Below are 14,651 nucleotides of genomic sequence, written 5' to 3'. Positions count from 1 at the left end.
GCAGGTGCCGTCGGCGACGTGGCGGTAGTAGTCCTGGTTGTTGTCGTGGATGAGGTTGCGTTCGAACTTGGCGTGGTTCTGAGGGAGTCCGGGGTGGCCGGGGAAGGCGCTGTCCATGGAGGCGCCGCCCATGTTGTGGTCGAACTCGCTGTCGTGGACCCAGACGGAGTCCCCGGCGGTGCCGGAGTAGCCGACCATGTTGTGGTGGCTGCGGCAGTTGGCGATCTCGATGGAGTGGCGGGGGACGTCGTAGCCGCGGCCGTCGTTGATGTCGGAGGCGCTGCCGGGGTAGATGCCGGAGTCGCCGTTCCCGTAGGACTCGCAGTTCTTGTACAGGCCGTGGTCGCTGGCGAAGGTGAGGAAGCCGTACTCGTCGTTCCAGCGGGTGAGGACGTCGTCGATGACGAATCCGTCGCCGGCCAGGATGTACAGCGAGTTGAAGGTGGTGCGCTGGGCGGTGAGGTTCCGGAAGTAGATCCCGTCGGACTCGTCGGCGCGGAGGGCGTTCAGCTTGCGGTACTTGGCGTCGAAGACCACGTCGAGGCGGGAGGCGCCGGTGCCCTCGATCTGGAGGTCGGTCTTGCCGAGGATCGCGACGAGGTTCTGGTTGTGGGGGCATTGCCGCTGCTGTGCGAAGGACAGGATCTGGTAGCCCAGTGAGGAGCTGGGGGCCTTGAGGGAGGCGCAGGCCCCGGTGGGTTCGGGCAGCGAGGGCTCCTCCTCGTAGAGGCCGGGGAGGACCGCGATGTTCATGCCGGGGCGGTCCACGGCGTCGACGGCCTGCTGGAGGTGGCGGTAGCCGCTCTTGGCGCAGCGTTCGAAGAGGGTCTGGTTGCGGGCGCGCAGCGGGGCGGGGAAGCCCGATATCCGGCGTCCGAAGGCGGCCCGGTCGGTCTTGCAGACGAGCAGGTCGGGTTCGCCGGTGCGGTAGGTGGGGACAGAGCCGGAGCCGTCGGGGAACGTGACGGGGCGTTCCTCGTGGGCCCGGGCGTCGGGGGCGGCGAGGAGCAGTGCGAGGAGGGCGAGGAGGGCGGTGACGACGGCCGCTCCCTGGCTTCTTCCGGGGCGGGGCCCGGGCACGGCAGGAGACCTGCGGATCCACGACATGCGCGAGAGAGTAGAGCAATGTTCATCTTTTGAGAGCCCCCCGCGCGGCATGGATTCCGCGGGCCGCCGGAGGAGCGGACACGGGGCGGGGGCGGGGCGGAGCGCGCCCGCCAAGGAGAGGTCGGAACGCGGGCCCGGGACGCGGGCCCCGAGGTCGGACCCGGACAGCCCCCGGGCCCGCGTCCCGGGGCTCATGCCCCCACGCCCCCGCTCCCCCGCCCGACGAGTTCCGGCCGTTCGCGCTCTCCCGCCGGCCGGGGGCGCCGGCTCGCCGTTGACGGACGGGCCCCGGAATCCTACTGTCAGGCATAGGATTCCTTCGGCAGAGCGGGAGCGGGCAGATGGGCAGCGGCGTCGAGCAGGCCAGGAAGACGGCGGAGGGGCTGACGTACCTCACCGGCTTCGGCAACGAGCACAGCTCGGAGGCGGTCCCGGGCGCCTTGCCCCTCGGACGGAACTCCCCCCAGCGGGCCCCCCTGGGCCTGTACGCGGAGCAGCTCAGCGGCAGCGCCTTCACCGAGCCCCGCACCCACAACCGGCGCTCCTGGCTGTATCGGATCCGGCCCTCGGCGGCGCACCCGCCGTTCACCCGGACCGACAACGGCGGGCTGCGCACCGCCCCCTTCGCCGAGACCGTGCCCGATCCCAACCGGCTCCGGTGGAACCCGCTGCCGGAGCCCGCTCCGGGCACCGATTTCCTGGCGGGTCTGTGGACCCTGGGCGGCAACGGCGACGCCGCGCAGCGGTCCGGCATGGCCGTGCACCTGTACCACGCCAACGCCTCCATGGACCGGGTGTTCAGCGACTCGGACGGCGAGCTGCTGATCGTTCCCGAGCGCGGCGGGCTGCTGCTGCGCACCGAGTTCGGGCTGCTGCGGGCCGAGCCGGGGCACGTCGCGCTGATTCCGCGCGGGGTCCGTTTCCGGGTGGAGCTGCTGGACGAGGACGCCCGGGGCTACGTCTGCGAGAACTACGGCCAGCCCTTCGAGCTGCCGGGCCTGGGCCCCATCGGTGCCAACGGTCTGGCGGCGGCCCGTGACTTCCAGGCCCCGGTGGCGGCGTACGAGGACGTGGAGGGCGAGGTGGAGGTGGTCAACAAGTTCTGCGGCAACCTCTGGACCGCCACCTACGGCCACTCCCCGCTGGACGTCGTGGCCTGGCACGGCACGCACGTGCCGTACGTGTACGACCTGCGCCGTTTCAACGTGATCGGCACGATCAGCTACGACCACCCCGACCCGTCGATCTTCACGGTGCTGACCTCACCCTCCGACACCCCCGGTCTCGCGGGCGTGGACTTCGTGGTCTTCGCGCCCCGCTGGCTGGTCGGCGAGGACACCTTCCGCCCGCCGTACTTCCACCGCAACGTCATGAGCGAGTACATGGGCCTCATCGAGGGCGCGTACGACGCCAAGGCCGAGGGCTTCGTGCCCGGCGGCGGTTCGCTGCACAACATGATGTCCGCGCACGGCCCCGACCGGGAGACCTTCGACAAGGCCAGCGCGGCCGAGCTGAAGCCGCAGAAGATCGACGACGGCCTGGCCTTCATGTTCGAGACCCGCTGGCCGATCATCGCCACCGCGCAGGCCGCCGGAGCCGAGCACCTGCAGCGCGGCTACGACGACGTGTGGCAGGGCATGGAGCGCCATTTCCGCGCGTGACGGTGAGGGCCTAGCATTCCTGCACGCCCGGCCCGCCGCCCGCCCCCGGAAAGAACGACAGCCGTGACCGCCTTCGCCCCCGACTCCGTGGTCCTGAACCGGAAGCTTCCGCTCTGGTACCAGGTCTCGCAGTCCCTGCGCGCCTCGATACTGGGGCGCACCCCGGACGCCTCGCTCCGGCTGCCCACCGAGGAGCAGTTGGCCGAGCACTACGGGGTGAGCGTGCTGACCATGCGCCAGGCCCTCAAGGAGCTGGAGCAGGAGGGTCTGATCAGCAGGCACCGGCGGCGCGGCACGTTCATCGAGCCGGGGGCGCGGCGCGGGGCCCCGGTGCGGCTGCTGGGTTCGGTCGACGCGATCGTGGCCCAGCAGTCGGGCGAGCGGACGACGGTTCTCGGCCAGACCCGCGGACCGGTTCCGGGGGACCTGACCGAGTACTTCCCCGGCGCGGCCGAGCTGGTCACCTACCGGCGGCTGCGCCGGGACGGCACCAGCGGGGAGCCCACCAACTGGGCGGAGAACGCCCTGCGGCCCGAGTTGGCGGCGTCCGTGGACCCGGCGGACCTGGAGCGGTGGCCGATGACGAAGGTGCTGCGGGACGTGGTCGGCGTGCGGATCAGCCGCATCACCGACACCGTCGAGGCGCGGCTCGCGGACCCGCCGACGGCCGAACTGCTCCAGGTGCCGCTGCTCAGCCCGATCCTGCACTACACGGGGGTCACCTACGACGAGGCGGGACAGGTCGTGGACGTGGCCCGGATCCGCTACCGCGGGGACCGCTTCTCCTTCACGGTCACCGTCGACGCCCACTGATCCGGGCACGCGCGCACGGGACCGACCCCGGGACGCGCCGCGGTCACCCGGAGCGCCCCTCCCCCGCCGGGCGGGTCAGCGGTCGTCTCGGGCGCGGGTCAGCGGTCGTCTCGGGCGCGGGTCAGCGGTCGTCTTCGGCGGTCCGTTCGCCCTCGGCCTGCGAGGGGGTGGTGCGGGCGGTCTGCGGGTGGTGGCTCGCCCGCCGCTCCTTCTCGTCCATGTCCTCGTCCAGGCGTTCGCCTTCGGCCTGCGACGGGGTGGTGTACTCGCTGCCGTACTCGCTCATGGCGCCTCCCGGCTCGGTGCGCGGCCGGCGGCACGGGGTGCGGCGGGCCCGCCCGGAGCGCCCGGTGTGCGGGGCCCGCGGCCCGTGATCCGGCCCGTACGAGGAGCGTAGCGCTTCGGCCGGGGCCCGGCCCGGGCACTGGGAACGTCCCCCGGGCAGCCCCTACCATCGGCGCCGTGAGCGAAGACGTACCGCTGCTGGACGATCTCATGCCGTGGTCGGTGCCCGCGCCGCGGCTGGGCCGGGGCTGGGTCACCGCCCCCGATCCGGGGACCCTGCGGGCCCGCTGGAACGCCCTGACCGCCGCCGAGGGCCCCGAACGCGACCGGTTGTTCCGGCCGTCCCGGCTGCGCTCCCCCGGTGGTGGCGCCGCCGCCCTGCCGGGGCAGCGGGACGCGGCCACCGGGCGGTTCGCGGTCTCCCCCGGCGCCTTTCCGGAGCCGGTGCGGGTCCTGGTGGGGCCGTTCCACGAGCAGTGGCTGCTGCCGGACCAGCGGCTGATCGACGCGGCCCGGCCCGAACTGTGGCGGGTACGGGATCCCCGGCAGCTCTTCCTGGTCGGCGGGGTGCGGCCCCAGGTGACGGCGTACCTGCCGGTGGGCCGTACGGGACCGGTGCGGCCGCTGTACCGGCGGCCCGGCGGGGCGGAGCCCAATCTGGCCCCGGGCCTGACCGGGCTCCTGGCCGACCGCTACCGGACCGGGGTGACCGCGGAGGACCTGTTGGCCTGGGCGCTCGCGGCGGGCGGGCCGGGCCCCCGGGGGTACGAGGTGCCGCTGCCGGCGGACCCGGAACGGTGGCGGGCGGGGCTGGAGCTGGGGCACCGGATCCTGACGGTGCAGCTCGGCGACGCCCGCGGGGGCGGCCGGGCGAGGTTGCCCGGCGGCCGGCGGCCCTATGTGCGGGCGGCGGTGCCGGCACGGCCGGAGAGCTTGGCGTACGACCCGGAGACGGAGGAGCTGCGCCTCGGGCCGGGCGTACTGTCGCCGGTGCCGGCGGCGGCCTGGGAGTTCGCCGTGGACGGGGTGCCGGTGTTGGAGCGCTGGTTCGCGGAACGCACCGGCTACCGGAGCGAGGAAGGGCTGGAGGCGCTGGGTCCCGTCCGCTGGCCGCAGGAGTGGACCTCGGAGCTCCTGGCGCTGTGCAGCGCGCTGGCCCTGCTCGCGGGGCTGGAGCCGGAGCGGGCCGCGCTGCGGGAGGAGGTGGCGGCCGGGGAGCGGGTGACGGCCGCGGTGCTCCGGGAGGCCGGGGTCCTGCCGGTGCCGCGGACGGCCCGGCGCCCCGCTTCCGTGCTGGACGAGGCCGAGGAGGGGCCGGGCGGGCAGTTCGCGCTGCTGTGAGGCGGCGGGAGCGCCGGCCCACCGAGCGGACGGGCGCGGGAGGCGGTGGGTGAGGGGGTGACAGGGCGGGGTTCCAGCGGGTAGGTCTGCATGCCATGTCACCCGTAACAGTGCACTCGAACCCCGCGGATCCGTCCGAGCCGTCCGACCGGTCCGAGCCGTCTCACTCGTCCGAGCCGTCCGGCCCGACCCCGCCCTCCGGGGCTTCCGGGGCCGTCGCCGGGTCCGTCGGGTCCGGCGGGTCCGGCGCCGAGCGATCGCCCGTCCCCCTGCCCCTTGAGGGAGTCACCGTCGTGGCCGTGGAGCAGGCGGTGTCGGCTCCGTTCGCGACCCGGCAGTTGGCGGACCTGGGGGCCCGGGTGATCAAGATCGAGCGTCCGGACGGTGGGGACTTCGCCCGCGCCTACGACACCGCCGCGGCCGGTCTGGCCTCGCACTTCGTGTGGGCCAACCGCGGCAAGGAGTCGGTGGCGGTGGACCTGAAGGATCCGCGGGGCAGGGAGGTCGTGGAACGGCTGCTGGCCGGCGCCGACGTGTTCGTGCAGAACCTCGCGCAGGGCGCTGCGGCCCGGCTGGGTCTGGACGCCGCTTCCTTGTGCGCGCGGTTCCCCCGGCTGGTGGCCGTGGACGTGTCCGGGTACGGCGCCGAGGGCCCGTACGCGCACAAGCGGGCCTACGACATGTTGGTGCAGTGCGAGGCGGGGTTGGTCTCGGTGACGGGGACGCCGGAGCGGCCGGTGAAGGCGGGGATCCCGGCGGCGGACATCGCTGCCGCGATGTACGCCTTCTCCGGGGTGCTGGCGGCGTTGCTGCGGCGCGGGGCGACCGGGCGGGGCGGGCCGGTGGAGGTGTCCATGTTGGACGCGTTGGCGGAGTGGATGGGGCATCCCCTGCACCACACGCTGCACGGGGGCGTGCAGCCGGAGCGGACGGGGCTGGCGCACGCGGTGATCGCCCCGTACGACGCGTTCGCGACGGCGGGCGGCGGGCGGGTGCTGCTGTCGGTGCAGAACGACCGGGAGTGGCGCCGGCTGGCCGTGCGGGTGCTGGAGCGGCCGGAGTTGGCGGAGGATCCGGCGTTCGCCACGAACGCGGCGCGGACGGCGAACCGGGTGAAGACCGACGAGGTGACGGCGGCGGCGCTGGCCGGGATGACGGCGGAGGAGGCGATCGAGCGGCTGGAGGAGGCGGGCATCGCCTGCGCGCGGCTCAATTCGGTCGCGGAGGTGGCGGCGCATCCCCAGTTGGCCGCCAGGGACCGCTGGCGGGAGGTCGGTTCGCCGGTGGGCCCGTTGCGGGCGTTGTTGCCGCCGGTGGTGCTGCCCGGCGGTCCGGAACCGCGGATGGGTGCGGTTCCGGCGCTCGGCGAACACACCGGTGCCGTGCTGGGCGCCCTGGGGATGACGGACGCTCAGATCGCCGGGCTGCGCCGGGACGGTGTGGTCGCCTGAGCCGGGGCCGGACGGGTGCCGGGGAGGGGACGGGTCAGTGGCGACTGCCGAAGAGCGACCGGCGCAGGCGGCGCAGCGGGGCGAACAGCGAGACGCGCTCGCTGCGGCTGCGACGGACGCGCGAGTGGTCACGCGAGGTCAGTTCGCGCATCAGCAGGGTGGCTTCGGCCGCCTCGCGCTGCGGGACGGCGGGGCCGCCGAGCACGGCGAGGTGGCGGTCGAGGCGCGAACTGGTCGCGCTGCTGCCGCAGGTGATGGCAGGCACGCGTGGCGGCCTGCTGCGCATCGTTATCTGTTCCATGTCTTCTCCCCACCCGTACGAGGGCACCCGGCCCGGGCAGGGTAACCCTATCGCCCTCTCGGCGCAGTCGGGTATCCCGGGAGGGTGATTCGCCCGTCACGGCGCGACAATTGACGGTTACTCAGCGGAGCTGCCCGCTACTCTCCGCACTCGCCGTCGGGGGCGACGAGCGGACGACGTCGCACGGGCTGGCAAACGGGACGTTCTCCACTAACGTGGAGTGACCGTCCGGTCGCGCGGCGCCGGGGCGACGCGGAGGGGGACTGCGTGAGCGGATTGCCGAGCGGTGACCGGATGCTCGGCGGCCGGTACCGGCTGCTGGACGCGCTGGGGCAGGGCCGCATGGGGACGGTGTGGCGGGCCCGGGACGAGGTGCTCGGGCGGGACGTCGCCGTCAAGGAGGTCCGCGCGCCCGCCGGCCGGGACGCCGGCGAGGTCGCCCGGACGTACCGGCGGGTGGAGCGGGAGGCGTGGGCCGCGGCCCGGATCTCGCACCGCGGGGTGGTGACCGTCCACGACGTGGTGTCGGAGGACGGCCGGCCGTGGATCGTCATGGAACTGGTGCGGGGCCTGTCGCTGGCGGAGGTCCTGGCGGCCGAGGGGCCGATGTCGCCCCAGCGTGCGGCGCACGTCGGCGAGCAGGTGCTCGCGGCGCTGCGCGCGGCGCACGCGGTGGGGGTGCTGCACCGGGACGTGACGCCGGGGAACGTCCTCCTCGGCAACGACGGGCGGGTGCTGCTGGGCGACTTCGGCATCGCCGACCCGGCGGACACCCCGGCGGCGCGGCTGCCGGACGGGACGGCGGGCACCCCGGAGTCCACCTCTCCGGAACGGGCCTCGGGCCGCGCGGTGGGTCCGGAATCCGATCTGTGGTCGCTGGGCGTGCTGTTGTACGCGGCGGTGGAGGGGGTGTCCCCCTTCCGGCGGGCCACGGTGCCGGGCACGTTGCGGGCGGTGGTCGAGGAGGAGCCGCCGTCGCCTCGGCGGGCCGGTGCGCTGGCACCGGTGTTGACGGGGCTGTTGGTCAAGGAGCCGGCGGAGCGGATGGCCCCGGCGGAGGTCTCGCGGCTGCTGCGCCTGGTGGGGGCGGGCGGGGCGGTACGGGCGGAGGGCGGTCCCGTCTCGGGACGCGCCTCGGGCCCCGGGCCCGCCGGGCGGTCCGCGCCGGTGACGGCTCGGGGTACGGCCGCCGGTCCGGTCGGCGGCGCCGGGGGTCCGGGTTCCGCGGGCTCCACGGGTTCGGAGGTCGGGGGTTCGGCCGGAGGTCGTGTCCCCGAGGGGAATGCGGTACCGGTGGGCGCTTTCGGTCCTCCCGGGGCGGCGCCGTCCGGGTCGGGGGGCCCGGCGTCCGGCGGGCCGGGGAGCGGAGAGGGGGGTCGGGCCGGCGGGGACGGTGGCGGCCGGGCGGGGCTGGTGCTGATCGCCGGCGTCCTGCTGATCCTGCTGGCCCTCGTCGCCCTGTTCTGGATCCTGTCCCGGTGAAGGGGAAGCGGGAGGGGGAAGGGAATGGGGATCGCCCGCCCTTGTTGAGGGTGTGACGTTGCACGGTCACCTGTGACCGTGCAACGTCACCGTGCGGGGTGACATGTCAGGCAGTACGCCCCGCCCCCTACTCCCGCTCCCCCGCCCCCACTCCCGCTCAGGCGGTCGAGTTGAACACCGGGTAGTAGCCGCCGGACTGTCCGGCCGCGGTCGGGTGGTACGACTCGCCGATGTTGGTCCAGTTGACGCTGTGCAGCCAGGAGCTGCTGGAGCAGATCTCGTGGCCGGTGAAGGTGCCCACCACGGAGCCCCAGGCGAACCCGTGGTCGCGGGCCCGCTTCTCGGTGGCGGCGTTGAGGTGGTCGGAGGCGCCGTTGATGGCGGCGCGTTCGGTCTCGGAGAGTCCGGCGAGGCAGCTCCCGTTGAGCTTGTAGAAGCGGGGGTAGCCGAGGACGACCACGCGGGCGGCGGGCGCCTTGGCGCGGATCGCCCGGTACACGGCGTCGAGTTTGCCGGGCAGGGTGCCGTCCACGTACGCCTTGGCCTGGTTGATGCGGTTGAGGCAGGTGGACTCGGACTGGAGCACGCAGGTGGTCATGACGTCGGCGAAGCCGGCGTCGTTGCCGCCGATGGTGATGCTGACGAGGTCGGTGCCGGAGTCGAGCGGTCCGAGCTGGCCCGCCGTGACGTCACCCGTACGAGCGCCCGAGCAAGCGGTGAAGGCGAACGTACCGGGTGAATGCGCGTTCTTCCACAGGACGGGGAACGCCTTCGTGCTGCGCTTGCAATCGCCGCTGGCGCTGTCGTAACTCCCCGCTCCGACACCGGAGGAATAGGAGTCGCCGAGCGCCACGTAGCCGAAGGAGGCCGCGGGTGCGGCCGCTCCGGCCGGGGCCGCGCCGAGCAGGGCGGCCGAAGCGGCGAGGAGCAACGAGGTTGAGAACGCCGCGAATCGGGACAGTTTCATGGACCCTCCCTTAGCAGGTATTCCGCCACCTCCGTCGTATCGCCGACCGTTGAAAACTGGAAGTGTCCATGCCAAGAAACTTGGGTGAGGGGATGCGGGTGGAGCACGGGGGAAACCTTCACCGTCTCCGGGTTTCACCGGCGCGCGCCCCGGTGGACCACACCGCCGAACCGGCGAAACCCGGGTGCACGGGCCCTGTTCGTGCCCGATCATGGGCCCCATGTCAGCCACCCCGCAGGACCCGCGGCACGCACTGCCGATCCGCCTCAACATCGATGACAGCGACTCGCCGTCCGACGTGGTCGACGCCCTCTTCCTCGGCCGCTTCACCACCGGGGAACAGCCGTACGCGCACAGCGTCTCCATCGAGCGGGTCAAACCCGGCGCGAGCCTGCTGCCGCCGGAGGCGCGGGTGGTGCGCGCGACCCGGGACACCGACCGCAGCGCCACGCTCGCCGAGGGCACGGGCTGGACCCTGCTGATCTCCCGGTGGAGCCGCGGCGCCGACATCACCGTCACCGCCGAGACCGACGAACTGGCCGCGCGCGTCCTGGGGCAGGCCACCGAGGACGCCAAGGACGAACCGGAACCGCAGCCCGAGAACGTCACCATGGGCTTCTGGTACGTCTCCCCGCGGCGCGGCCCGCACCGCACCACCCGGCAGATCGGCGCGGGCACCTGGGAGGAGGTCCGTCCCAACTACACCGCTCCGGTGGCCGGGGCCATGGACCGCCTGATGAAGATCACCCCGGACGACATCACGGGCCGGCTGCTCCTGCTGCACGGCCCGCCGGGCACCGGCAAGACCTCCGCGCTGCGCACCCTGGCGCGGTCCTGGCGGGACTGGTGCCAGGTGGACTGCGTCCTCGACCCGGAGCGGCTCTTCAACGACGTCGGCTACCTCATGGACATCGCGATCGGCGAGGACGAGGGCACCGCTCAGGGCCGCTGGCGACTGCTGCTCCTGGAGGACTGCGACGAGCTGATCCGCGGGGAGGCCCGGCACACCGCCGGACAGGCCCTGTCCCGACTGCTCAACCTGACGGACGGACTGCTGGGGCAGGGCCGCAACGTCCTCGTCGGCGTCACCACCAACGAGGACCTGGAACGCCTGCACCCGGCCGTGGTGCGGCCCGGTCGCTGCCTGGCGCGGATCGAGGTGGGCAAGCTGAGCCACCGCGAGGCCGTGGACTGGCTGGGCACCGACGAGGGGGTGTCCCGCGAAGGGGCCACCCTGGCCGAGCTGTTCGCGCTGCGGCGCGGCAGCAGCCCGGCCTCGGTGCCCGCACAGAACCCCTCCGCCGACGCGGGCCTCTACCTTTAGGGCGGGGGCACCGGGGAGCGCGCGGGCGGCGGGCGGGGCGGCGGCGCGGGGGGCTCAGCCCCGGGAGCCGTAGCGGGCGCGCAGGACCTCCGCCGCCAGGGCCAGGGCCCGTTCCTCGGGGAGGCCCAGGCGGTGGGCGCGCTCCGCGTACGCCTGGGCGGCGCCGGCGGCCTCCCGTTCGGCGGCGTCACCGGCCGCGACGAAGGTGCCGTTGCGGCCCCGGGTCTCGATGACCCCGTCCGCCTCCAGGGCCTTGTACGCCTTGGCCACGGTGTTCGCGGCCAGGCCCAGTTCCTCCGCCAGGCCCCGCACCGTCGGCAGTCGGAAGCCGACGGGCAGCCGGCCGGACCGGGCCTGCCCGGCGATCTGCTCCCGCAGCTGTTCGTAGGGGGCGACGGAACCGCCCGGGTCCACCGCGATCTTCAGGCTCACGCTCTTCGAGGTCACGGGCCGATTCTCGCGCACCCCACCGTCCGTGCCCCACCGTCCTCACCCCACCGTGCGTGCCCGACGCCCACGTCCGCCGCCCGCAGACGCCCGCGTCCCCCGCCCGCGCCCCGTGGACGGGCGGCGCCCGGTCGGCACCGCCCCCGTGGGTCCCGTACCGGGAGGAAAAGGAGAGGCGGGCGGGCGGGGCCGCGCGTAGCGTCCGGCCCATGACCGTTCTCGTCCGTGACCTCCGCCCCGGCGACCCCCGTGACGCCGAGGGCGTCGTAGGCGTCCGCCGCAGCTGCCTCCCCTTCATGATCAGTACGGTGCCCGCCCTGGCCGCCGAGCTGGACGGCCACCCCGACCGCCGGCACCGCGTGCTCCTCACCGAGGAGGACGGGGTGGTCACCGGCACCGCGCAGGTGGGCATCGCCCACGACGCCGACGAGCCGGGCCAGGGCTACGTGAACGCGTACGTGCTGCCCGGGCACCGGAGCCGGGGCGCGGGGGAACTGCTGCTCCGGGCCGCCGAGGAGCACCTGGAGGCGGTCGGGGCCCGGACGGCGTTCGCGTGGGCCCTGGACGAGCCGGCAGGCCACGGGTTCGCCCTCCGTCACGGGTACGCGGCGAGCCGCTCCGCGCACTTCCTGCGGCGTTCCCTGACGGGGCCGGAGCTGCCCGACCCGGGCCCGGTCCCCGCCGGGGTGGAGCTGCTGCCCTCCGCCGCCTTCGCCGACGACCCGCGTCCGGTGTACCTGCTGGACGCCGCGGTCAGCGTGGACGAGCCCGGCGACATCGGGGTGCGGTTGGAGAACGCCGGGTACGAGGACTGGCTGCGGCAGGTGTGGGGCAATCCCACGATGGACCACGAGCTGACCACGGTGGCCGTGGTGGACGGGGTGCCGGCGGCGTTCAGCGCGCTGGTGACCGACGGGGAGGGGCGCTGCTCCTCCGCGATGACCGGCACCCGGCGGGAGTTCCGGGGCCGGGGCCTGGCCAAGCTGACGAAGTCGGTGGCGCTGGCGAAGGCGCGGGCGGCGGGCTGTACGGAGGCGTTCACGGGCAACGACACCGGCAACGGTCCGATGCTCGCGGTCAACTCCTGGTTCGGGTACGAGGTGTGCGCCACGGAGGTGCGGTACGCCAAGTCGCTCGCCGCGGCGGGGCCACGGTGACCGGGGCCGGAATCGGGGCGGCGGGGGACGCGGGGACGGGAGCGGGAACGGAAGCGGGAACGGAAGTGGAGGAGGACGTGCGGGTGGGCGACGTGCGGGCGGGCGACGTGCGGGTGGGCGACGGCGGCGCGGTGACGGTGGTCCTGGTCAAGGCGGGTCGGGAGAAGATCCGCTACCCGGCGGAGCCGTTGTCCGACGACGGGGTCCGGGTGAGCGTCCGGGCTCCCTGGGCGGCGGACGGGGTGCGGGACTTCGGGTTCGTGCGGTTCGAGCCCGGGGACGTGTTCACCGAGCACTTCTGGCGGGACCGCTGGTACGCCGTGAAGGAGGTGCGGGCCGCGGACGGCTCCCTCAAGGGCTGGTACTGCGACGTGACCCGGCCCGCCCTGGTCTCCGGGACGGTCGCCGGGGGCCCGGCGGAGATCCGGGTGGAGGACCTGGACCTGGACCTGTGGGTCTCCGCGGACGGCGCGGAGGTGCTCCGGCTCGACGAGGACGAGTTCGCGGCGAGCGGCCTGGCGGGGCGGGACCCGGAGGCGGCGCGGGCCGCGTCGGCCGCCCTGGACGAGCTGGAGGCGCTGGCCCGGGCGGGCCGGCTGCCCGGCGCCACGGGCTGACGGGCCGGTCACCGGTCGGGCACCTGTCGGCGCCGGGCCCTGGTCGGCCCTGCGGCGGGCCGATCGGGGCCCGGATCCCGGACCGACCGGGGTCCGGCCCCGGACCGATCGGGGTCAGGGTCCGGGACCGGCTCCGGGGCCGATCAGGGTCCGGTCAGGGGCGTCCCGAAGGGGCTTCCCCGTCACTGTCGGGAAGGCTGGGTCCATACTTTCGTGAGGATCAGCCGCACGCGCTGGGCAGAAAAGGGATGTTTCGCACCATGGGCTCTTTCGCCGTCGCTCCTTCCCCGTTCGCGACGGGCACCCCGGGCACGCCCTCCGGCATACCGGACGTATCGGTGGTCATCGCCGTCTACAACGCGATGCCCTACCTGACCGAGTGCCTGGACTCGGTGCTCGGGCAGTCCCTGGGGGCGGACCGCTTCGAGGTGATCGCCGTGGACGACGGCTCCACCGACGGCAGCGGGGCGGAGCTGGAGCGGTTCGCCGCCCTCCACCCGCACCTGCGGGTGCTGCGCCAGCCCAATTCCGGGGGCCCCAGCGTGCCCCGCAACCGCGCCCTGGACCTGGCCCGCGGCCGGTACGTGTTCGTGGTCGACGCCGACGACTACCTCGGCCCGGAGGCCCTGGAGCGGCTGCTGGGCATGGCCGACGCCCAGGACAGCGACCTGGTCGTGGCCAAGCTGGTGGGGCTGGGCCGCAGCGTGGCCGACAAGGCGCACCGGCACGCCGAGCAGGCCGACCTGTACACCTCGGAGGTGTACCGCTCGCTGCACAGCGCGAAGCTGATCCGCCGGGAACTACTGGAGCGGGACGGCGGCATCCGGTACCCGGAGGACCTGTGGTTCGGCGAGGACCAGCTCTTCGTGACCGCCGCCTACCTGGCCGCGAAGAAGATCTCCGTGCTCGGGGACTACGACTGCTACTTCCTGCGGCGCCGCGAGGACGGCGGGAACATCACCGCCCGGCCGCGCACCGCCAACGAGTCCATCCAGCACATCGAGCGGGTGATGCGGATGGTCTCCGACCGGGTCACCGACCCGGTGGGGCGCCGCCGCATGCTGGGGCGGCACTTCCGGAACATGCTCGGCAAGGCCCTCATGCCGGCCGCCCGCGGGTACGCCGAGGACCCGGCGCACACCACGGAGGTGTACCACCGGGCGCGGGTGCTGTGCGAGGCGTACTGGACCCCGGACATGGCCGGGGAGCTGTCGGCGCTGGACCTGCTGCGGCTGTACTGCTTCACGCAGGGCAAGTTCGACGCGTTCGCGGAGCTGTCGGTGTACGACCCGGTGGAGGAGCCCGCGGAGCTGTTCGCGGAGAACGGGCGGGCGTACCGCCGCTTCCCGCTGTTCCGGGACCCGGTGGCGGGCCTGCCGGACAAGCTGTTCGAGGTGACGGACCGGTTGAAGGCCCGGCACCGGCTGGAGGGCATGTCCTGCAAGGAGGGCCGGCTCCGGCTCAGCGGGTACGGGTACGTGGACGGTCTGGACACCGCCCGGATGGCGAGCCGTCTGCTGCTGCGGGAGCGGGCCACGGGTGCGGAGCACCTGGTGCCGGCGGCGGTGCGGCCCGCGCCGGGGCTGGCCGAGGAGGGCGAGAAGCGGGGCCTGGACCTGTCGAGGGCGGGGTTCCGGATCACGGCCGAGCTGGGTTCCCTGGACGGCGGGGCGCCCATCGCCCCCGGGGTGTGGGACT

13 protein-coding genes and 1 pseudogene are annotated in these 14,651 nt (G+C 74.1%); 9 read left to right on the top strand and 5 right to left on the bottom strand.

Annotated elements, in window-relative coordinates:
- A partial coding sequence (locus tag ABTZ17_RS32350; protein WP_352199351.1) for a right-handed parallel beta-helix repeat-containing protein occupies window positions 1–1,107 on the bottom strand: 1,107 nt, incomplete at its 3' end.
- A 341-nt stretch (window positions 1,108–1,448) separates the two neighbouring features.
- On the opposite strand from ABTZ17_RS32350, the gene hmgA reads away from it, so the two are divergent.
- Both hmgA and ABTZ17_RS32340 read left to right on the top strand, forming a co-directional pair.
- On the top strand, window positions 1,449–2,768 hold the full coding sequence (gene hmgA, locus ABTZ17_RS32345; protein ID WP_352199350.1) for a homogentisate 1,2-dioxygenase: 1,320 nt from the start codon (window positions 1,449–1,451) through the stop codon (window positions 2,766–2,768).
- A gap of 63 nt (window positions 2,769–2,831) precedes the next feature.
- Window positions 2,832–3,581 carry a GntR family transcriptional regulator gene (locus tag ABTZ17_RS32340; protein ID WP_352199349.1) on the top strand — a complete coding sequence of 250 codons (750 nt, stop codon included), beginning with the start codon at window positions 2,832–2,834 and terminating at the stop codon, window positions 3,579–3,581.
- Window positions 3,582–3,702: 121 nt separating this feature from the next.
- Here ABTZ17_RS32340 and ABTZ17_RS32335 read toward each other — a convergent pair whose 3' ends face one another.
- On the bottom strand, window positions 3,703–3,867 hold the full coding sequence (locus ABTZ17_RS32335) for a hypothetical protein (protein WP_352199348.1): 165 nt from the start codon (window positions 3,865–3,867) through the stop codon (window positions 3,703–3,705).
- Between the two features lie 167 nt (window positions 3,868–4,034).
- On the opposite strand from ABTZ17_RS32335, the gene ABTZ17_RS32330 reads away from it, so the two are divergent.
- Entirely contained in the window at window positions 4,035–5,207 is a 1,173-nt protein-coding gene (locus ABTZ17_RS32330; RefSeq protein WP_502994940.1) for a type ISP restriction/modification enzyme, read from the top strand.
- A 269-nt stretch (window positions 5,208–5,476) separates the two neighbouring features.
- The gene (locus ABTZ17_RS32325; RefSeq protein WP_352199354.1) at window positions 5,477–6,658 is read left to right on the top strand and encodes a CaiB/BaiF CoA transferase family protein; all 1,182 of its coding nucleotides are present in this window, start codon (window positions 5,477–5,479) and stop codon (window positions 6,656–6,658) included.
- Between the two features lie 34 nt (window positions 6,659–6,692).
- On the opposite strand, the gene ABTZ17_RS32320 is transcribed toward ABTZ17_RS32325, so the two are convergent.
- The gene (locus tag ABTZ17_RS32320; protein ID WP_352199347.1) at window positions 6,693–6,959 is read right to left on the bottom strand and encodes a hypothetical protein; all 267 of its coding nucleotides are present in this window, start codon (window positions 6,957–6,959) and stop codon (window positions 6,693–6,695) included.
- Between the two features lie 294 nt (window positions 6,960–7,253).
- On the opposite strand from ABTZ17_RS32320, the pseudogene ABTZ17_RS32315 reads away from it, so the two are divergent.
- Window positions 7,254–8,342, top strand: a pseudogene (locus ABTZ17_RS32315) (serine/threonine-protein kinase); the annotation flags it as partial.
- Window positions 8,343–8,598: 256 nt separating this feature from the next.
- Here the strand turns inward: ABTZ17_RS32315 and ABTZ17_RS32310 are convergent.
- The gene (locus ABTZ17_RS32310; RefSeq protein WP_352199346.1) at window positions 8,599–9,408 is read right to left on the bottom strand and encodes an SGNH/GDSL hydrolase family protein; all 810 of its coding nucleotides are present in this window, start codon (window positions 9,406–9,408) and stop codon (window positions 8,599–8,601) included.
- Between the two features lie 220 nt (window positions 9,409–9,628).
- On the opposite strand from ABTZ17_RS32310, the gene ABTZ17_RS32305 reads away from it, so the two are divergent.
- Window positions 9,629–10,732: a DUF5925 domain-containing protein gene (locus tag ABTZ17_RS32305; RefSeq protein ID WP_352199345.1), complete on the top strand. Its 1,104-nt coding sequence runs from the start codon at window positions 9,629–9,631 to the stop codon at window positions 10,730–10,732.
- Window positions 10,733–10,786: 54 nt separating this feature from the next.
- Here ABTZ17_RS32305 and ABTZ17_RS32300 read toward each other — a convergent pair whose 3' ends face one another.
- Window positions 10,787–11,164 (bottom strand): GntR family transcriptional regulator, encoded by a 378-nt coding sequence (locus ABTZ17_RS32300; protein ID WP_352199353.1) that lies wholly within the window; start codon window positions 11,162–11,164, stop codon window positions 10,787–10,789.
- Between the two features lie 224 nt (window positions 11,165–11,388).
- Here ABTZ17_RS32300 and ABTZ17_RS32295 point away from each other — a divergent pair, with 224 nt between their 5' ends.
- The 3 genes from ABTZ17_RS32295 to ABTZ17_RS32285 all read left to right on the top strand — a co-directional run.
- Entirely contained in the window at window positions 11,389–12,336 is a 948-nt protein-coding gene (locus tag ABTZ17_RS32295) for a GNAT family N-acetyltransferase (protein WP_352199344.1), read from the top strand.
- A gap of 107 nt (window positions 12,337–12,443) precedes the next feature.
- Window positions 12,444–12,953 (top strand): ribonuclease FAU-1 family protein, encoded by a 510-nt coding sequence (locus ABTZ17_RS32290; protein ID WP_352199352.1) that lies wholly within the window; start codon window positions 12,444–12,446, stop codon window positions 12,951–12,953.
- A gap of 260 nt (window positions 12,954–13,213) precedes the next feature.
- On the top strand, window positions 13,214–14,651 hold a 1,438-nt coding region (locus ABTZ17_RS32285), incomplete at its 3' end, for a glycosyltransferase family 2 protein (RefSeq protein ID WP_352199343.1).

This window comes from Streptomyces sp. NPDC097619, from assembly GCF_040302735.1.
Classification (GTDB): Bacteria; Actinomycetota; Actinomycetes; order Streptomycetales; family Streptomycetaceae; genus Streptomyces.
Note: the sequence above shows the minus strand (reverse complement) of the source record. Positions and strands in the feature narration are given on the sequence as shown.